The 21,573-nt window shown below is 33.2% G+C and carries 14 protein-coding genes and 1 pseudogene; 2 read left to right on the forward strand and 13 right to left on the reverse strand.

The annotated features are described in order from the left end of the window. Positions 1-352: 352 nt before the first annotated feature. From ACIGHG_RS00005 to ACIGHG_RS00035, 7 genes are all read right to left on the reverse strand, one after another. Positions 353-733 carry a DUF6262 family protein gene (locus ACIGHG_RS00005; RefSeq protein WP_336471461.1) on the reverse strand — a complete coding sequence of 127 codons (381 nt, stop codon included), beginning with the start codon at positions 731-733 and terminating at the stop codon, positions 353-355. Then, entirely contained in the window at positions 730-2,838 is a 2,109-nt protein-coding gene (locus ACIGHG_RS00010) for a tyrosine-type recombinase/integrase (RefSeq protein ID WP_396547162.1), read from the reverse strand. The genes ACIGHG_RS00005 and ACIGHG_RS00010 overlap by 4 nt, the downstream gene beginning before the upstream one ends. Beyond that, on the reverse strand, positions 2,835-3,965 hold the full coding sequence (locus ACIGHG_RS00015) for a tyrosine-type recombinase/integrase (RefSeq protein ID WP_396546559.1): 1,131 nt from the start codon (positions 3,963-3,965) through the stop codon (positions 2,835-2,837). Before ACIGHG_RS00015 ends, ACIGHG_RS00010 begins: the two co-directional genes overlap by 4 nt. Positions 3,966-4,319: 354 nt before the next feature. Then, on the reverse strand, positions 4,320-4,598 hold the full coding sequence (locus ACIGHG_RS00020) for a hypothetical protein (RefSeq protein WP_396546561.1): 279 nt from the start codon (positions 4,596-4,598) through the stop codon (positions 4,320-4,322). A 313-nt stretch (positions 4,599-4,911) separates the two neighbouring features. Then, positions 4,912-6,330: a competence protein CoiA gene (locus tag ACIGHG_RS00025; protein ID WP_396546563.1), complete on the reverse strand. Its 1,419-nt coding sequence runs from the start codon at positions 6,328-6,330 to the stop codon at positions 4,912-4,914. A 364-nt stretch (positions 6,331-6,694) separates the two neighbouring features. Further along, positions 6,695-10,579 (reverse strand): KAP family P-loop NTPase fold protein, encoded by a 3,885-nt coding sequence (locus ACIGHG_RS00030; protein ID WP_396546565.1) that lies wholly within the window; start codon positions 10,577-10,579, stop codon positions 6,695-6,697. 519 nt (positions 10,580-11,098) lie between these two features. Further along, complete coding sequence (locus tag ACIGHG_RS00035) at positions 11,099-12,559, reverse strand: ATP-binding protein (RefSeq protein WP_396546567.1); 1,461 nt, start codon at positions 12,557-12,559, stop codon at positions 11,099-11,101. A gap of 453 nt (positions 12,560-13,012) precedes the next feature. On the opposite strand from ACIGHG_RS00035, the gene ACIGHG_RS00040 reads away from it, so the two are divergent. Next, positions 13,013-13,222 (forward strand): hypothetical protein, encoded by a 210-nt coding sequence (locus tag ACIGHG_RS00040; RefSeq protein WP_396546569.1) that lies wholly within the window; start codon positions 13,013-13,015, stop codon positions 13,220-13,222. 248 nt (positions 13,223-13,470) lie between these two features. Here the strand turns inward: ACIGHG_RS00040 and ACIGHG_RS00045 are convergent, their stop codons facing one another. The 3 genes from ACIGHG_RS00045 to ACIGHG_RS00055 all read right to left on the reverse strand — a co-directional run bounded on the left by ACIGHG_RS00045 (position 13,471) and on the right by ACIGHG_RS00055 (position 15,225). Then, complete coding sequence (locus tag ACIGHG_RS00045) at positions 13,471-13,920, reverse strand: hypothetical protein (protein WP_396546571.1); 450 nt, start codon at positions 13,918-13,920, stop codon at positions 13,471-13,473. A 358-nt stretch (positions 13,921-14,278) separates the two neighbouring features. Then, positions 14,279-14,740, reverse strand: coding sequence for a hypothetical protein (locus ACIGHG_RS00050; RefSeq protein ID WP_396546573.1), 462 nt, complete (start codon positions 14,738-14,740; stop codon positions 14,279-14,281). Positions 14,741-14,838: 98 nt separating this feature from the next. Continuing rightward, entirely contained in the window at positions 14,839-15,225 is a 387-nt protein-coding gene (locus ACIGHG_RS00055; protein WP_396546575.1) for a hypothetical protein, read from the reverse strand. Between the two features lie 146 nt (positions 15,226-15,371). On the opposite strand from ACIGHG_RS00055, the pseudogene ACIGHG_RS00060 reads away from it, so the two are divergent. After that, positions 15,372-16,079 (forward strand): annotated as a pseudogene (locus ACIGHG_RS00060) (IS6 family transposase). 249 nt (positions 16,080-16,328) lie between these two features. Here ACIGHG_RS00060 and ACIGHG_RS00065 read toward each other — a convergent pair. From ACIGHG_RS00065 to ACIGHG_RS00075, 3 genes are all read right to left on the reverse strand, one after another. Continuing rightward, entirely contained in the window at positions 16,329-16,766 is a 438-nt protein-coding gene (locus tag ACIGHG_RS00065; RefSeq protein ID WP_396546577.1) for an SMI1/KNR4 family protein, read from the reverse strand. Between the two features lie 4 nt (positions 16,767-16,770). Beyond that, positions 16,771-20,529, reverse strand: a complete 3,759-nt coding sequence (locus ACIGHG_RS00070; RefSeq protein WP_396546579.1) for a PA14 domain-containing protein — start codon at positions 20,527-20,529, stop codon at positions 16,771-16,773. A gap of 764 nt (positions 20,530-21,293) precedes the next feature. After that, positions 21,294-21,470, reverse strand: a complete 177-nt coding sequence (locus ACIGHG_RS00075; protein WP_396546581.1) for a hypothetical protein — start codon at positions 21,468-21,470, stop codon at positions 21,294-21,296. Positions 21,471-21,573 lie beyond the last annotated feature (103 nt).

Here is a 21,573-nt window from a genome sequence, read left to right on the forward strand (position 1 = left end):
CATCTTTAATGGAAAACTCTTGGAGATAGATATCTCCGCAATCTATTCTAAATAATCTTTCTGATGTTTTATGCTTCATAACTCTTCCCCTTGTAAGTCATATTTTCATTACTTCTTTTATTAAGCAATCTTATTCCATTTAACTCCCTTCTCCTTAATAACAATTATCTCAAGATTTAATCATTTATACAATCAGATATTCCAGAATATGGACCGATTGCTGAATAAGAAAAAATCCTGCACATCAACACAGGATTTTGATCAAACTTTTTTACATATTATCAATCTTTATTTTAAACGATCAGACTTTTTTATAAATTATCAAACTTTGTTTTAAAGCCACAATATTTCCTTATATCTGTTTGTATACATCCGCGTATGCAAATTTTAACTGCTCACGCAGTTGCTTTTTCTCTTCTTCTAACTTCTTAATCTTACGTTTCAAAGAGGCGATAATTGCATCTTTATTGTTTTCATCTAGCTCACACTTGATTTGTTTTGGCGTAGGAGTTTCCGCTTGTTGCTGGCGCAGGCTCTCAATCCGTTCACGCAGTTCACGGTTATTGTATAGCGTGGCTTTTGCTACGCCAGCCTCGCTTGCCACACTATTAAAATTGATAGGATCATTGGCTCGCACGAGCCTTTGGATGGCTTTATCCACCTTTTGCGAAGTAGTCGCTTTTCTTGATGCATGAATTGCTTTTAAATGTTCTTTACGGTCATAATTAGTCATTTTTTCACACCTTGCTTTCTTTTCATCCGATCTTGTCTTCCAAAGATAATATTACCTTCGCGGATATTGTTTAAAATGTCATGATAACGTTGTAGGTTTCTCTCCTGTTTTTCTACCATATCATCCCGACCGTGCTGTTTTGCGACCTCAATGGATTTAGATGTTGTTTTTACGTGAAGCGCATACTTTTGTACATCATATTCTGAAAAACCGATTGCCAAGTCCTTACATGGACTTCCACCATTACACGTAAGACAAGGAGGTGCTTCCATATGAGGACAATTCCCTTTCAATCGGGCATGACACGTCCCGTACGGGTTGTCCATCGCGTTCAACTTATGATCCTGCCAAAGAGAGCGCAGAATGTCCTCTGGGATGTCTTCGTCCGATTTAACTTCTTGCACCTCGCCATTTAGGTCAAAACTGAACACACCTTGGTTGATAACCGATTCAAATGCTTTTCGCTTCGTTTCATCCAACAGTTTGGCATACCGTAAGGTCATTTCGGGCGAGGCATGCGCCAACAGTTCCTGTACAGTTAGAATATCTGCACCGCCATTTAACATTTTGATGGCGTAGGTATGTCGAAATTGATGCAGTTTAAAGTGGAACAGTTTTCCATTCTCATCTAGAATGTTCTTTTGTTTTGCTAGTTTGTTTAATTCTCGTTGAATCCATTTTTGATAATAAGGATTGCCTTTTCGAGAGCCACGATAATGAACGAAAATTAACCCTTCGGGGTTATTCTCCTGGTTGCTGTTCTCTTTGGATTTGTGAATGAAAACAGCGAGGATATTTGCCAAATCTTCGTCAATTGGGATTCGGTGTCCTTGTACGTAGGTCTTCTCAATATTCGTGACAATGGAGTATTTCCCGTTCAGACACTCTAAACAATTAGATGTGAGTCCCAATACATCTGAAATACGTAATCCTGTTTTAAAAGCAACCCATACCACAGGAATGGCCTCTTTGTGTAAGTCATCGATGTGCATAAAGAATTGTTCTAACACAAAGTCAGGAATGTAATCAATTTGATCAACAGACTTCTTTTTTCGTTTCGGCTTGTCTTCAGGAAAGAGTAACAATCGTATATTGGTTTCAGGAGCAATATCGTATTCGTATCGCTGGATGTCTTCCAAGAACTTTCTTATGACGGTCAGTATCATTAATATATATTGTTCAGGGCTCGCAATTTTTCGAGTCAAATTATTTCTTGCATAATCATGTAACCATTGAATATACCGTTCCATATGTGATCGTTTCAATCCTTTTAAATTCGTCCATGAAGGTTCTAAGGAAAATATAAGTGACAAGAACTTTGGTAAATAAGCTAGATAACTTTGAGCTGTACTCCATGAGAAATGATTCTTACTAAGTAAGCGTTGTTTAATATATTTTTTAATATGCTGACGCATTTCCACTTGTTCAATTTTGGTGAAATTAATGTAATAGTTATTCTGGCTTTTGTTATAGGTAACTCCATATTTGTCATACAAGACCCGCACATCCCATCGATCTTTCTCCCATTCTTCACGCGTATCGGTCAGCGGAAAAAGATAGGAATGAATAACTCGTAAAAAGTTTGCTGTGGGTGTTTTTTGTGTGAGAACACCATATGTTATGTCTCTTACATTTTGTTGTGTTGGAACACCTTGCTGTTCAAGCCAAAACCACCATTCCCGTTCTGTTTGGTCGATGTCTAAATTAAGAAGAGAGGGAAGGGCAGGATACTTTTCGTTGAGAAATGCCGTTAACCTTCGCAAGTACGTTGGTTGCCCATTAAATACGCTGTTTAATGTCCATTCTTCCTTAAATAATTTCTGATACCACACATATTTTATTTCTAGATTAACAGTCGCACTATTAATTTGAAAAGACATATTCTGTCTTCCTCTATAATTCTTCGCCACCTCCTGAAATTGCGAAATGTTTTCTAAAAAGCTGGGATTCCAAACATCGTGAACCAAAAAATAGGGGTCTTTCACGTGCTGGGTGGCAACAGAGCCATCTTTCTCTATGATCTTCACGGGATAACTCGACAGCTCGCACTTCAATCGTTCATGAAATCCAAGTTGTTCTGTATCAATCTGATAAGTTTGTTTCATTCTCTCACGACATTCTGTTGATTGATTTGAAATGCGTCCTGTGCCTTTTCCCAATCCTTACGGATGTCTTCGTCCGAAGGATGAAGGTAAAGGTTCATGGTCGTTTGGATTTGTGAATGACCAAGGCGTTCTTGCACCTGTTTAATATCCTTCGTCTCCTGATAGTACATTGTAGCGTGCGTATGACGAAACAGGTGAGGGTGGACATTGATTCCTGTTTTCTGCCGCAACCGTTTGAACAGAGCTTCTACATCCCCATAGGTCATTGGTTTACCCGTATTCTTACCGCGCAGTTTGACGAACACAAAGTTGGTTTCGACGTCCAATTCGTCAATGACTTCGTACAGGTAGTCATCATATAAGTCCATGAGATCCTGTGAAACAAAGATTTCCCGTTCTCCTGTTTTCAGTTTCGCACCGTTCTCTAATTCCCCACGATCCGTCAAGCGAATGCGATGCCCTTTTTGATGACTAAACTTGAAATCCTCTAAAAATAATGAAAGAGTCTCTCCAATTCTTAATCCCGTCTCAAACAGGAGCTGGATGAGAAAGGTGTCCCGTATATTCGTTGCTGCCGCTAAGACCTGTTTCACCTGTTCTTTTGTAAGCGTCTGCACCCTCTTGCGAGGTTCTTTTACCTTCAACACATTCCGCATAGATGGCTTGTCCTTGTTGACGTGATGAAGGAAACTCTTATACCGCGTTCTCCCGCCTGTAAAGACCTGACGTATCAATTTCTCTTCCATATCACGCGGTAACTCTTCATTTCGGTACAAATAGTCATAGAAGTTTGTGACAGCGGTGATCGTAAGATTTACCGTTCTCTCTGTTTTCTTTGCCTGCACAGATCGAAGGGACGTTACTTTGGTGCTCTCATACGGATTCCGAAGCCACCCCACAAACTCCACCAAGTCCTCTAATCTAATACTCTTGTAATCTTTCTCTGTTTCTTGTAAGTACAGGAAATACTGTTTTAGTGCATAACAGTACGTTTTCTGTGTATTGTTGCTTTTTCCTGTAACATCCAAATACTTGAGGTACTTCATCACAGGAATTACAGGAATGCCTTCATTATCTACTAATATGTATCTCTTTCCATTCTCTAGGATCACCTCTTGTACACGCATAGACCTTTACCTCCTAAACCCTTTTACGCTCGGTTTACCGACCACGCTACGCCTCCCGCTGTGGGCTTTGTTCTCTAACTAATAAAAAACACATTTCATTAATGACATTATATACATAATAGACAATTTTTTTGAATATCTGGTTATTATATCTATTTTGTATAAAAAAATAGGATATATATTCTATATTGAACATGCTATCCTATTATCATTTTAGTATAGTTAATTTTTCCAAGGGACATTTTTTATTTGTAATCCGCATAAAAGGTGTCTATTTTCCTTGCTCTTTTTTATCATATAAAACTTGATTGTGGGAGCAATGAAAATGAATTGACTCAATGATAACGTTTCAAATCACAGATTTCCATCATAATCTCCTGCAATTTCAACTTCTGCATCAAGAAGTGCTTCATCTTGTTCTGGATTATCAGGATCAAGATATGTCCGACATTTTGCATACATCCATATGTTCATTGGACGATTATTAACAATTTCAACTTCATCAAAGTCAAAATCAGCATGTCTTCTCAAATAATCTTCAATAATTTTCTGTAAGTCTTCTTCATTAATCTCTAATTTTCGCTCAACAAAACCTTCATTACTGTAGTATTTGGTTGGATATACGTCACGCATTGATAAAAATTCCTTCCGTTTCAAATTTTTTTGAATTAAAATCCTAAAATATAACTTGATATAAGTATTGCAAATTGGGTTTCTTTGTCCATCCCCCGAAAAGGGGGATTAATACAAAATATTCAATATTAGTTGTAGAAGAATTTAAGGTTCAGCCTTAGTTGTTAGATTTGTAACATAAACGTTCATTTTTGTTACAAATCAGATTACTTTTCCCTAATTGCAGCTACGCTGGTATTGGGCCATAATGAAATGAGTTGTCATCTTTCTTAATCTTTTTCAAATCACATCTCTCTTCCTAAAAATTGTATATTTATTTAAAAAGATTATTTATAAGGTTTTTCAACTTTTGAAAAATAGTTAATTTCTTATTTTGATGTTTGGTATCATGATGTCTATTTTTTATAGGATTATTTTGCGAAGTATGATGCTTAGAGGTTTGTATCTTCTTATTTAGATTTTCATCTGTTTCATTAGTAGTTGCTGCTATTTGTTGTAGTGTACTAGTTTTTTTGACTTCGTTTGAAATAGTCAACTTAGATACATCTTTTTTCTTTACTAAATATGGTGTTTTAAAATTTTGCGCTTTGGAATTAACTTTTTTTTGTTGAATATTTTTTTTCTGAGGATAAGGACAATTAATTTTGTCTCCGTTTATTCTTGGTGTTATAGTTGATTCAATAGTAATTTCTTTTACACGATATGCTGAATGGTCTTCTTTCGTTTTGTCAGAAAGAGTTTTTTTAGAACTCTGTACTTGTTGTAAATTTATAATCTCGTCTGTGGTTAAAGGTTTTTGAAACATATAACAAATCCCATCATTTAAATGATATCTATTTTCAAAAGAGCCTTCTAAACGAATAAAGCAATTAAACATGTATACGCCTTCATTGTTGTGATCTTTATTGTCATATATGTATAGATTCCCATTTTTAATAAAGCGCTCTAATTCTAACTTTACATTATAGTAATTAGGAACGCTGTCTATATTCGTCTTAAATAAATAACCATAATAATAAAATTTTTCACTTTGTATGGAATCTTTTTCAAGCTGGCATAAATACAAAGTTTGTTTATCTGGTGGATTCATAACTACTTTATTGAATTTGAAAATTCTTTTTGCATTATAAAAATTTATATAAAAAGTTTCTTTTCGACCTGCTTTCTTTATTAAAGAGCATTTTTGTATAAAACCTTTGTCGTTTAAAATATAAAGTGAATCAGCCTTATTTAAATATACTAGTTCATTGGAAATACGTTCGGTTTGATTTTTCTTGAAATCATCAAGTTTCACTCGGCTGATATGAAAAATCCATAGCACAGGAATTTTTGCTTTACTATAGTCTTTTGTCCGAGTTATTAACTCTTCACGTTCTATTTTTGATGCTTGAAATTCGACCACAAATGGTTGACCATTTTCATAGATAACCATATCAGCTCGTCTTCCTGGAATAAGGATTGCTTCCATATCAACTTTAAGTTCCGGTCGATATTTTTTTAAATGTTTAAAAAAGTTCTCTTTCATATCTGCATGTTTTTTAGATTCACCTGTGGTACTAAACGCACAAGCACTACCTGGTACATGCGCAAAATGATGAATCCTTTCATTTCCTTTTCTGGGATTGACTTGTGCTTTACAATGTGGACAGAAATATGTATTGCCATCTCCTCTTTCAGCTATCCAAATATAGGAATCTTCACCATTTTGATTCATAGCACGCTGCATAGCCATTAAAACACCTCTTTTATAACTAAAATAAATTGATTCCAAATTATTATGAATACCATAATTGTACATTAGTTCCAATAGTAGGTGGAGATAAAGATAGAAAAAATGAGTTTTACAAAATATAAAAAATGTTAAACTCAAAAAAACCAGTGATTTCATGTACACGTACTGATATCACTGGTTTTTTGTATGGATATTTAACACTCAATTTTACAAATTATAAAAAGGTATGAAATTAGTTTTACTTTTTATAAATAAATGTCCCAAATATCTATCTAGAAAAATTTTCCTATGTGGCGGGTTATTCTTTGAATTATTTCCGTATGCCTTGAAGGGTCCTTTTCTTATTAACCAAACACTATGTTTTTTAATTTGAAATTGCCTTTCTCTTCTTCCTTGAAAACAACTTATCATTAATCAAAACCTTTTCGGTTTCATTAATTACATCTTTATCGATCGCCTGCTCAAATTCCTTCGTCATACCATACAACTTAGCTAAACTTAGCACCTGTTCCTTCGCAGACATATTCACACTTCTGAACATTGGAACGATTTGCGAGGATACATGACGCTTATCATGTCCAAATTTAAAATCTTTTAGTTTTGTTACAAGTACATCACAAAGTTCTATTATATAATCATCATCACTCTCTCTCATCATATCCACGATTAAATTGGTTAGATGAGTTTTATTAAGCGCCTGATGATACCCTGTACATAAATTCAATAATTTCATTTGTTGACTTCTCTCTCCATAATCTAAAGCAGGATTAATTGCATAGTTTAAAATCCCAGCAACAATACTTTTATCTATTGATTTTAGAAAAACTTCTTCTATTTCCTCTGCACTTACATTACTTTGTAGCAATGCGTCTAGTGCTTCATATTGTTTTTCAACACCCTTGCTCTTATACGCTATGAAGAATTTCCCTACAGTTCTGTGAATAACATCTATATTATCCTGATATACACTGCCATTTAAGGCTGTAACATTTTGAACTAAAGCCACAAAACTTCTCACGCTAATTTCAGGAAATCTTGAATATAGTTCATTTAGGTATTCATTTATATCTATGTGAATATTCTTGATTAGAAAATCAGCATATACATTAAGATTATCTTGAGTAAAACGCTCTCTAACAGATTTTAAGAAATACAGCGCATCAAGTTTATCAGCATCCGTATCAACTCTTTGCATCACTACATTAATTACTTCTTCTGCTCTTCCCTCTGGCAAATTTGTTCCCATACACATTAGACCTTTTAAGGCTACGTCTGGATAATTTGGTATAATATTAAGAAGTAAACTCAAGAGACGCTCCAAATATGCCTCATCAATGAGTGGTGCGTTTACCTTCAATAACTTTAGAAATCCGTTTGCCCAGCTTTGATATTGGTACCACAAATGATTAGTAAAATATTCAATACCCTGTTCAATATTTTTTCTGATATAAATATGATTCTTTGCTTCTCGACCTAACATAGCATATGCTGTGTTTATTCTATCAAATTCATGTATACTAGCACTATTGTTATTAATCGGTGGCATCAAGTTACTGAAGAGTTCCTCCCTTTGTGTACTAGTAAAATACAGACTTGCTGTTTCCAATGGTCTATCGTATAGGGAAGAATTAGCTGCATGACTAATCAAGAAGTTGGAGGTTTTACTTAAATTATCCAAGTTATTCTCTTGTAATGCAGCAATATGTTCAATAAGCAGCGACATCTCCTCTGCAATCTGCTCATTATCTTTTTCTAATTCATTTATGATAAATTCATCTAGTCTTTCAGCTAACCCCTCAATGACATCTAAATCAAAGGAAATCATCCTCATAAATTGGGATAACCGTACTACATCTTTCGATTTTTCGAATTTGTTATCAGCTATTCCATGTATAATCTTAGCCCCTGTTTTCTCATCTATTTCAGAGATAGCTGGCTCTACTAAGTCCAAAATCTCAAACAAGAACGGTGCATTAGTAATACTGCTCAAACGATGTATCGTTTGAACAAATTCCTTCTTATATTTTTCTCTTATGAAAGGAGAAATCTCTAAAAATACCTCAACACATTCTTCCCAAGGTTCCTCACTCTCTTCCATATGTACAAGGAGTTGTTGATAAAAATTAAGGTTGAAGTAATCAGCAAACATATTGCGATTTCGTTGGTAAAGATTGAGCAGTTCAGCAAACGGATAAAAAATATAATCCTTATCCCGTGCTGCAATAAATGTTTTTATTTTGTTTCTCAAGCCTTCAGATAGATCCGTTTCATGATTGAGGAAATAGTCTATAGCATTTGTAATTTGTTGAATATAGTCCTTATCAGTCATATCTTTTCCCAAGGTTGTTTTCCAATTACTACTCTGGCTAAAAAGTTGGTCCATGACATACAATAAAGGTTCTTCTGCAATAGCCTTGCTCTCAGCTAATACGTAGACACTAAACAAATTTTTCAATTCAATTTGCCAAAGTCGCATATTAGTGATACCTATTACCCTTAACCTCTGAACAATAATATTTGCAAGCTCTGTTCTTTGTTCAATTGATATGTGCTCAATAAGCTGATATGCTGCCTTTAATACAGATGGCAAGTCCTTCGTTTTACAATTTTTTACTGTATCAATAACAACTAGTACAACGTGTTCTGCATGCGTTGCTTGTCCTAATATGGAAAGTACCCCTTTATCATTTCCGCTTACAAGACTTTTTTGAATGTTACGTTGCTTCTCATCACCAGCCATTAGTCCAACTGCATCTTGTGCCAAATAGATAAATGGCGCCATATTATCGACTGTAATGTGTTGTTGTGCAATTAAAAAATTCATCAAGCCCTCATAATCAGATTTCAATTTATACGCCGAACCTTTCTTTTCAAACAGCCTTTTAATCGTTGGTTTTACCGTCATTGTTTCCTTTTCTTCACTGTAATAAAAAGTAAGAAGGTCATCTAGAAAATTAAAATCTTTCGAAACATTCATATATACTTCGTTATAATCCGATTGGATAACCGATAACTTAGCTAAGAATCGTAATCCTCGTTCACTCGTTAGAAGTTTTTCTTCCAACTTCCTTCCTTCAGTCTCCCGTGCCTTTGCTATAAGAAGATTATTGGCAAATGTATTGAGTAGCTTTTTCACCTGTCTAGGCGTAGTTACTTCGGTATGGATAAGAATATCTGTTACAATCTCATCGAATCTGCTCCCACATAATTCGACCAATCCCTCAGCTTCTTGTCTCGTCAATTCTATAGCATATTGCGCCATATCACTTTCAATGATTGGTGGTAAAGGAATTCTAAAGTGGAACAACTTATCCAAGAATAGCTCCCCATCAATGTGTTCGGTAGATCTATTCAATTTCTCCTTTTCCAAAGCTTGAATTAAAATATTCTCATCGCAAGCTACAATGAAGATGCACTCATCTACATCCACAAAAGCTTTGATAGCATCCAAAGCAGCTACTACCTTTTTCGGGCTCAAACGATCTAAATCATCTACTATAACAATAAGCTTACGGAACTTTGGATTTTTCGTCTTGTATTTTTCAATCTCTTCTTTAAACAGCTCTTCATATTCATCAGCAGTTTCAACTGGTTTAACTAATTGTATATCTGCTGTTTTCTGCTGCGTAGAAGATTTTACAAAATCTTTTAACATCGCAGCCAAAGGTGCAATGATAATAGGCATCCATATATTTTTCTTAAAATATTCAAATGAATTTGCCATGTTTCCCTTAAGGGTGTTTTCGGTGAAAAAGGCATTAATTATATCCAAAATTAAAAGAGCTCCTGCAAATGCGGCTGATGAAGTTAAACAGAGGAAACCTAATAACACAAGTAAAGGTTTTAGTTCCTTAATTAATCCCTTGATATTATGTGTTTTATCTCCAATGACAGCACCTGCTCTGAATTCCCGAAACATCTCTTGATATTGTTTAAGAACACTCGCATTTTTGTCTTCATTCAATTTTCTCCAAAGACTCTTCAGAAAGGCTTTTTTTAGAGAGTCATTTTCATATTTCCATGCATTAATTTCAAAAACCTTGTACTCATCTTTACCATGCAGTTCTTTCGTTAATAGATTTATAATAGATGACTTACCTACACCCCATTTACCAATTAAAGCAATATTAAAAGGAGGATTATGTTCCATAATAATTCTCTTAATATTTTTCACATAATCATGATGATGAAATGAATCATCTCCTTTGTTTTCTAGTGCAGAGTCTTTTAAGAAATACGATTTTTCCAATTCATGCCCTCCTTAGTAAGTTTATCAGTTCTCTTGAAATCTGATTCTTTGTTTTGTAAAGTACTATACTTAGTTTATCGTTTCAAATGATTTTATAAAAGGGGTACGGAAACGATTCAAAGAATAACCCGCCACATCTGTAAAAAATAGAATTTCTGTGTATTTTTTACTTTTTAGAGCCCGAAATACGATATTTAAATTATTTTTTAACGATATATATTTTTAAATTTATCCCAATAGAGTGTACTTAATTGGAATATTAGACTATTTGTTGATTTTCCTAAGATAAAAGCATCCCATATGACTTGTCCCAAAAGTTTAATTGGAAAAATTTTCAGATGTGGCGGGTCAATGTACGAATCGTTGCCGTATGCCATATAGGCGTATTACTAACAAAACGCGAATTTCGTACGCTAAGGAATTTTCAAGGCGAAAAATAGATTTCGCCGTACGTTAAGAAGGTTCCATAAACGATATTTCGCGTTTTGTTGGTTCTAACCCCAGCACTAAAAGTAATTACTATCTATTAGTATTTAAGATACCTAAACATTTATTTAAAACATCTTCATTATTAATAATAATAATACGGAGTTTTTTTCGAGCTCTTGTAACCATTTGAAAGAGCATTTTTGTTACATCATAATAATACTTAATCCCTCTAGTTGTTAACTGTCCGTTTTCGTTGTAGAAAAAGTACTCATCTATCACAGCAACTACATTATCATATTCCTGTCCCACTACATTATGTGCACTTTCATCAATTGAACTTTGAAATTTATCATATGGAAAATTATCGTATTGGGAAGGTGTATATCTTATTATTTTCCATTCTTGTTCTCTTAGTACTTCCATATAACTAAGTGCCCCAACATTTGATTTAAAGTAATGGATATCAACATTAGAGTAATCTTGATTTGAATCTCTTTTAGACAAATCAAACAAGTTTTTTATGAACGCTGCCAATTCTTTATTAGTTCTAATCTTATCTGTCAGCTTATAATGAGTAGGGGAGACCTGTTCTTTTATAAATTCAGGAATATTGTTATCAGTTTCCCATTTTGCGAGACATTGTGCAGGATCGTATGAAAAAACACATTTCGCTTTAGTTTCTTTAATTTTTGATAGTAAATCCTCTAATTGGATTTTAGATATTCGCTGAACCTCATCAAAAATTATAAGATCAAAGTTTTGAAGATTGTATAATCTGTAGTTCTTAACAGGCGCAATTGTCCAGTTGTGGTTATTTATTAATTCTCTATGCCCATCATTCAAAGAGCCGCAGTGAAAAATCAGAACTCGCTGTGAATGATTTATATATTCTTTAGCAATGTCATATGTAAGTAGTGTTTTACCTGTTCCAGCATAACCTTCAACTGAAATAAAATTAGGACCAGTTTTTGTAGGTAATCTTAAAATTTGTTTTTTAACATTACCTTGATGCTCGGTCAAAAAATATCTACCTGCTAGAAAATCCTCTGTAGAATTGAATGGAGAAACTAGATAATTAGAGGGATTGAAATAATTATGTATGTTTCCAATATCTATTAACTTTTGTTTTTCAAGTTGTTCAATTAAAAAAGATATTTCCACTTCTATAAAATCTTCATTATCATTTAGAAAATAAACTTCCTTTTCTGATGCAACATACGTGAAATTTAAAACTTCTTTACCTGAGAAGCCAAGATAATACTTATTCTTTATCAACTGCTCTTTCATTTTAATTCCTGTGTTCACTTTTTTTAATTCTATATTTATAATCGTGTTCTCACCAAAACGTAAAAGGTCAAATTCCTTTCCTATTTGATTAATTGTATAACCTATATAAAAGCCTTCTGTAATACTCACGCTTTTAAATACTGAAAGCAGCTCTATTGCTAGTGATTTTAGGTCCACTAATTCTGCATCTTTAATTTGAACATTAAAATTATTAGTGTATGAATCGAAGACAGTTTTTTCTAACGTTTCTTTTGCATTTATCAAAGATAATAAATTTATAGGTTTCAAGTTTCTCTTTCCTTTCAGAATAGGATTAACGCTCAAAATATACATAATTGATACATCTGTTAGATTGATAATTATATTATAGGATGATGATGCATATAATGAAAATTTTTGTAATGTTATGCTTCCCGGGGTACCACCAGCATTTCGGAAAAAAACACGCTAAGAGTATGCAAGATTTTATACAGTTTTTTGGCTAATCCAGTAACAAACAAGAGCCCTGAACCCACGCCAGGATAGGAATGTATAAAAAGATGAATAGGATTATAGAAAAAGAAAAAGGGCGAATCCCTACTTTCAAAGGGAATTCGCCTTTTTCTCGCTACCGATAATGATGCGTTATGTTAACAGAACATGTATAGGATATACAATCCAAATTACATAACATATAATTTTTACCAAATGATACAATAAAAAAAGGAGGAAAACACAATGAATATTCTTATGCAAACTGTCGATGTTACATTTAATATGCTGTATACGTTTTTTTCAAAGGGAATTTGGATAGTCCTATTCTTCTTTTTCTTGAATAGATTGTACGAAAACCAAAAATTGATGGTAGCATCACGTATAATTACTCCCATACTTCTTGGACTTTATCTCTTATACATTATTTTAAGACCACTATACCACCCTTTCTGATAGGGAGGGGTTTGCTGTAACATAAAAAGTAGGGAGGAATATAGTCATGGGAAATGTCAATCCAATCGGTATTGTTATACTGATAGGGTTTATTCTTTTGTTAGTTTTAGCCGTTAAACGAATCAAGAGCAAATGGTTTTCAAAATGATGTACAAGTCCCTCTATCTGAATAAATCAGTAACTTCCAATAACAAGAATTATGTCAATGAGCTGTCCATATGGACAGCTCATTGTATTTTTTGCTTAGCTTAGTTTTTTTCCAATTCACGGGATCCTAAGAAGAACCCAGTTACTAATTTAGAAACATTATCTTTAAGTTTATAACCTTCACCAGATTCTTTTAATACAGAAATCTCATTTTTATCATTAATTAAAACAGAAAGAATTTCTTTTGAACCATTTTTAAAGTTAATTTCCATTTCTCCGTGTAAAGATTTTTTTTCCTTTTCATCTAAACGAGATTTAATTGGTGAACCATCTTTTATTGTTTTGACAATAGCTTTAATTAATGATTCATTTGTAGTTTGAGCATTACTAGTTATTAAATGACCATCATCGTTTTGTGATTTTAATAATTTTATATGTTCTATTTCATTATCTTTAAATATCATCAATTCTGTTTTTGAAGTATGCGAAGAACAACCAATTAAACTAAAAATTAGTATACTTGCAAAGAAATAATAAAATAGTTGCTTCATTTTTAAATCCCCTTTCCTTTTAAATATACTATTATTCGGTTTATTGTACAATTTTTTCCATACGTCTATTGTTTTTTACAACATAAGTTAATAGGGGACACATCGCCATCAACTTTAGAATGCTAAGAAAGTATATGTAAGGCTTATTCTTTTAAATTTCTACGACTGTACTAAAAATAGACAAAACAAATAAACATAATAAAACTTTTAATAATTTATGTAGGGGTAACTTACGTGAGGTCAATGTTTGTGAGGATTTGAAAGTAAACTAATATTTAAAAGTTTACTTTCAAAAATATAAAAGGAATCCTGGGATTCCAGCATTCTTTTTGATAAATCAATAAGATATGTTATTTAATTATTGAAAAGGAACGTCGTATATAAACCATGTTCCATCTTTTTGGTACATATGAAATTGAAATTCTTTATCGGTCCATGGCGACATGTTAATAACTGCGGAATCCTTGTAATCTTCGTTTATTATTACAGATGATCTTACAAATCTGAAGGAGGAGAAAATTTTCCCATGAAACTCAGGTGCTTGTTTTAAAAATTGCTTCTTTTCCTCAGTCATCTTGGCATCGTTTTTATAAAAAAGATAAGTAGTTTCATAATCGCCTTCGTGTATTGAATGTAAATATAATCTTACTACCGTTTTAGGATTTTGACCTTTGAGTGTATAAATGTCCTGTGATTTTTGTAGTTCACTATATAATTTTTCTTCTTTTCGATTTAAATCTGCTAAATAAGGTGAAAGAGGAAATACAAACCAAAGAATAATGATTACTAAAATTAATAAACCTATTTTTTTCTTATTCATTAAAGGTCCTCTCGTTCCGTGTATTGACAACATATGGATATTTTAATATATATAATTCGAATCATTTTATAAAAGTAAAATTAGAAATTTGGTATATCTCAGTTTACTTTTATATCTAAAGTTCCGTCTTCTTGAACAGTTTGAATAATAATCTTTGCTGTTCCTTTTCCTTCTCCTTCAAAATAACCAAAAATAAATTCTTCATGTTTTTTTCCATTTTTATCTTTGTAATGTAATTTGAGAGCATTTTCTCCCATATCTTTTAGTTTAATTTTAGTCTTATATTCTTCATTTGAATGAAGAGTAGGAACTATAAAATTTTGAATTTCACGGGCATCAGAAATTGTAAGTCCTGTTATATTTTGATTTGTTTCATTTTTAATCGTTATATCAAATCCACTTTTAAAAAATAAGAAACACACACTTGTTACAATTAGAATGCTCCCTATTACTAGAGAAAGGTATATCCATTTGCTTTTTTTCATGAATTTCCTCCTTTTCTATTTAACTTCTTAATATTAGTAAAACAACCTATTTTTGTAAATCTTTTTATTAAAAAGGGTTCTGGTGCAAAAAATCTATAAAACTTGGACATACTGATATTATCAATCTACAAAAGGACGTGATCAGTATGAAAAAGCAAAATTTATTTAAGTGGAAACATTATCAACCTGATGTGATTATATTAACAGTCAGATGGTACCTACAGTACAGCCTAAGCTTTCGTGATTTAGTGGAAATGATGGAAGAACGAGGCTTATCTATTTCTCACACAACCATTATGCGGTGGGTACATCAATATGGTCCTGAGTTAGATAAACGAATTCGGCGCTATCTTAAACAAACGAATGACTCCTGGAGAGTCGATGAAACATATATCAAAGTAAAAGGTTAATGGATGTATCTATATCGTGCAGTGGATTCCAAAGGAAACACGATTGATTTTTATCTCAGTGAAACAAGAGACACAAAGGCTGCAAAGCGCTTCTTCAAGAAAGCTTTGCGGTCTTTTCATGTTTCACACCCTCGTGTGATAACTATTGATAAGAATCCCGCCTATCCTGTAGCAATTGAAGAGTTAAGGAATGAGAAAAAGATGCCTGCAGGCATCCAAATAAGGCAAGTGAAATATCTTAATAACATCGTGGAACAAGATCATCGTTTTATCAAGAAACGAGTTCGCTCTATGTTAGGACTGAAATCACTTCGTACAGCTAATTGCATTTTAAGTGGCGTCGAAGCTATGCATATGATGAGAAAAGGGCAACTTCACCAAAGAGTGAAGTCTGCCCGAAATGAAGCTGAATTCATTCATAAAGTGTTTGGATCAGCTGTTTAACCTCTCAGTTAACAGAACATTGCCGTTCTATGTTTCTGGTAAAGTATTTTTGCACCAGAACCCTTTTTTAGGTTTCTACACACTTAGACTACTAATAAGTGAAGTTATGTTAACTCCAAAAAGATAATTCAATATAACCGAAATCTTAGATAAAAAGACTACCGTTTTTCGTTTTAGGGAACAATAAATTTCTTAACTTGATGGATAACCCTAAAAAAATGAGCCCCGCAAACGCGGAGCTATAATAACTTAATCCTCATAATCCTCAATAGCCTCTTCTAATTGTTTAGATAAGAATTCATAAAAATTTTTATCTTCAAACATTGTCTTCTTACTTATAAAATCCCACGTTACAACCGGGCATTCTCCATTTTCTAAATTGGTGGTATCTAAACAGTACATATATTCACCTAAGTCCCATATAACAACATACTCTTTTGGCATATCCATTTTACGATAAGCTTCAGTCTCTAAGATGATTGGTGAATTATCTAAAGAACCCACGCATGTTAAGTCTATTCCTAATACTCCACCACCACCGTAATTTTTTAAAAACCAGCGGTAACTTTCTGGAAATGTACATTGTAATTTCTTTTCGATTTCATTAATAAGAGATTCGTCAACACTACCGTGAAAATCACGTTCTTCTTCGAATTCACTAAAAACTTTCGAAATCCATTCTTTCATTTATTTATCCCTTCCTTGTACTAGATTGTTCATATTCTGCAACTCTCATTTTCCAATAATGAGATCTAAAACTTTTATATTGCGCTTTTAAAACTTCATCATTTCTAAAACTCTCTCCATCGTCAATTATACCATGTAGCTTTTTATAATATTTCTCGTGTTTACTTGCTGGTAATTCAACCATCGAACCAGGTTCTTTTTGAATTGTATGATGAAGCTGAATCTGAGTATCATCTTTATAAAAAGGAGGTCTCCCTTTTTTAGCTAACTCTAAATTCGATAATCCATTTGCTTTAGGGTTAGAAGAAACATAATCCCAATCAATATTGTTCATTTGATACACACGTCTATCTAATATGCGCTCGCTTCCTTTTACTTTTGCTGTACCAGATACTTCTACAGCCCGATACTTGTCACCAAATTCCTCTATCCATTTTAAATTTATTTTTGTACTAGATAGTTTTAGCTTCCTTGTTACCTTACTTATTGAGCCTATAAAGGCCCCTCCAATTTTAACTTCTCCGCCACCAATGACAGCTAACATATTTAGAGCATAATCTGAAGCCTGAAGATCTTCCTCAGTACATAAATTCTTACCTGATATTAATTCACCAAGGGCATAAAAATTCCCCGTGAACGGTGCGCCACTTAACAAGTTATACATAGCTTCATCACGTTGTTGTTTACGTAACTTTTCTTCAGGTGAACTCGTTGGAAAAACTTCTGAAAAATCAAAATCAAAATGAATTGTCTTTAAATCCGATGATGGTGTTGTATTCTTAGGCGCATCCAGTCTTCCATTGACTTGTTTAACCATTCTATCGATACTATTAATAGTTCGGTCCATGCTTTGATTCATTTGATTAGTTGCATCTAACATCTCTTGCATGCCTTCGTTTGATTTAGCAAGTGCTTGATTTATTCCAACTATCATACCATTTGGACCATTTAATGCCTCATTCATTATTTGCATGCCTTCATTGGCTTGAGCAATTGCTTTATTCATTCCTTTTACTGTCTCATTTAGACCATTGGGACCGTTTAGTGCCTCATTCATTTGATCCATGCCCTCATTGGCTTGAGCAATCGCTTTATTCATTCCATCAAATGTATTAATTAGCCCATTTTTTCCGTATAATGCGCCATTCATTTGATCCATGCCTTGTTGTACTTGAGCAATTAACTTATTAATATCTCCCAAGTCCTTTTTTAACTTTATGTTATTCTGTTCCAACTTTTTATTCGTTTCTTCCATTTTTTTGGTTATCTTCTTAAATTCGGACCAATCTGTATCAATTTTTATATCTGGTATATTTATATCTGATATAAATATATCTGACATATTTATATCTGGTATTTTTATATCTGGTATTTTTATATCATTTAAGTTTTTAAATATTTGTTCGGTAATCTCATCATCATGACCTTTGGTAACAATATTACTAATTTGTCCTAATGTTGCATATATAAGTGGCTGTCGAATGTACTTGTTATCTGTTGGCTCAACAGGTTCCATTGAAAGGATGCTTAAAAATCCATATACATATCTATCGTTAAACAAAATTTTTTCACTTTCATCCACGATAGTAACAATTGTACCAGTAGGAATGGTTCCACTTTTAGGGCTAAACATATCATTAGATGCAGTGTAGTCAATATCTTTTGTTACCTTATATTTCACACCATTTGGAGCTATCCAATGAATCCCCTTTTCACTTTTAATCTGATACCATCCACTAGGTAGTTCACCAATAATGGCTACCTTGCCCGAAGAAATTACATCTTGTAACTCTAGAAAACCGTAGTGTTTGTATAACTTAATACTATTTTTTACTTCATAAGATATTCCCTCAGGAGCTATCCAACGATTTCCATAAGGAGTCTTAATTAGTTTCCAACCTTCTGGTTTTTCATCTACTAAAATAACTTTTTGTGGCATTAATCCATACTCTTCTTTATCAGAAAGAAACGATGCTTCTTTATACAAAGCTACATTTTGTTTTAAGTCATACGTAATATCTTTAGGAGCTATCCAATATTCTCCTTTATTAATCCTGATTTTAAACCAACCATCTTGTTGAAATTCTATAGCTTTTACAATTTGTGGATTAAGAATTTCTTGAGTTTTTTTATTCAGATTAGGAGAAGAATAGAGTGTTTGCTTATTCTTAATTTCATAGTTTATCCCTTCAGGAGCTATCCATCTTGTTCCCTGATTTGTTAAAATTTTCTTCCATCCATCTTGCTGTTCATCTAACACTGTTACCATTTGTGGAGAAACGGTTCCTTCATCTTTTTCTTCAAAAGAAGGTGTAAAATATTGTTTTACCTTTCGTTGTAAGTTGTACTTTATACCTTCTGGAGCTATCCATTTTTCGAGGGTAGACGTTTTAATTTTTTTCCATCCATCTGGGCGCTCTTCTGTTACCACGACTGTCCGTGGATATAAAATATCATTCGTTTTCTTAAGAAAAGAAGGCTCATCATATAATTTAGTAGGAGTCTGTACTACAAACTCTTTATAAGAGGGATCTTGATCTTCTTTCGGTTGCTCTTTACTTTTATAATATTTCGCTTGTATTAGTGCATTACCACTAAGTTCTAAATATTCTATCACTACTTTATGAGTACCCGCAGTCATAGGAACAGTAGCTTTACGAGTATCTCCAGCACTTCCTATCCAGGAATCAATAACTTTCATATTATCAACATATACGCGAACCCCATCATCAGTCTTCGCTTCAAATATGTAATCTCCCTGAGAAAATTCATCATATTTAGTATAACGTGCTGAAAAGTTGTCATTTGGAATATTTGTACTTGGAGATTCACCTTTCCAGTCAAAGTCGATATTTTCAATTTTATTTTGCGAGTTTTTACCAGCTACAACAATGGCATCACCTTTTAGTTCTTTATTGTTGTAGTACTCTGCAGTCCAAGTATTACACTGTATGGCTTGGCTATACGGTTGGATGTTGAACTGAACGTTGCTTCCCCCACCTAATTCTAAATACTGTACTTCTACCAAGTGAGTGTCCTTTTCATTGGTATTACCAAAAGCGGCTGTGTTATCCTGAATTGTAATTTTTTTAGCATGTTCTTTATCCCATTTTCCGGTATCCCATTCATCTATAACAAGTTTTCCATCTATATATACACGCATACCATCATCCGCTTTTCCACGAATAATATATTCACCTGCAGGTAACCGTTTTACTGTAGTATATCGAGATGAAAAATCATTTGTTGGTACCTTCGGAGTTGGCGATCCTTCTTTGTTATTTTCCACAAGCGCTTTCTCATCGCCTTGTGGTGTTATAACTTTTGCATCAACTGGATAGTCTGCTAGATTCTTATTAGGGTAATAATAAGCTAACCAGTGGTCAAATGGGACAATATCAGAAAAAATAGCAGCATTTCCCGTGTTTTCATAAAAATCTGTTTGTATTGTATGATTGCCTTGTTTTACATTAGTAATTAAAGAACGGTCTATCTGTCCACCCGCGTCATTCCAACGGTCAATTACATTTTTTCCGTCAAACGTAACCCGAACACGATCATCTGCTAGTGTCTGTACAAAATAGTCACCTACATTTAATGTTCTTGATTGATCAAACTTAGCTGTGAAATTATCATTTTTTAAACCTGAAGGCGCCCCAGACCCCCAATTATAATGTACTTCACCACCTTTTTGTTCATACGTATCATTAGTTGCTGCATACCCGTTTAAAGCTGGAATGGTTAATGTTATCGCAAGGAACATGCTGGTGCACTTCTTAACCCATCCCCATTTCGTATGTATTCCCATCTTATTACTCCTTCTATTAAATTAACAAAAATACAAAATCACACCTAAAATGTAATATATTTCTGTCACTACTAATAATATAACATTTTAATATTCTCTTATACGGATTAAATCTTGATAACATAAATAATTCTGTTATTTCACTAGAAGATTTATTTAGTATGTATTACATATGATGTAGTTGAAGAATTTTATTATTCGATGTCATAACTTAAAAGTAATGATTCCGCTTTTAAGGTGTTGTATTATCAATAGATAATTAGGTGTCATAACTTAGTACCTAAAGTTAACCAAAAAGAGGGTCAATTTTTATTAAATATGGCTGTGAACGAGTCAGTACATTACATCAAGATCTTAAATTCTAATCAAGGTGTTTTTACCCATATAGAAAATTGAAAGTTACTGCAGTTTAACAAAAAGAACTTGTAGTAATCACCACAAGTTCTTTTAAGAAAACACCCATTTACAAAAAAACAACCCTGTACACACAGAGTTGCAATAAGGAATGACAGAATGACTAGTAGTCAAGTACATTTTACTATGGATCTAGCAGCTTTGCGAAGTGAGAAAATTTTATTTTAACCTTAACAAAATAGTATTTTTATTTCTCAATATCACAATGTTGAATATATGGTAGTATTAATTTATCGACAACTAGATACCCTCCAAATTTGCGAGAACAAGCTCTCTGTTATGAGAGTTTGTTTTTTACGACCCCTTTAATTATATTTTTGTCTTATTAATTGAATTTGAAAAATATCCGTTTCTTTTATACCCAAAACCCTCATTTCATCTTTCATCGTACGCCAAGACTCAACTTTTATAGATTTTACACTGTTATTTCTCAATGTATATTCTCTTATATATTGTGCTTCTTGTTTCTTATTTCCTTTCACAGTATCCTCCCATAGCAACGCTGGTACTGGGCCCTAGTGCATAATTTGGTTCCATTGCTACACAGACCCCAAATACCTTGCTGCCTATAATTCATCAAAAATA

It is taken from the genome of Bacillus sp. NPDC077411 (assembly GCF_044543425.1).
GTDB lineage: Bacteria > Bacillota > Bacilli > Bacillales > Bacillaceae_G > Bacillus_A > Bacillus_A bruguierae.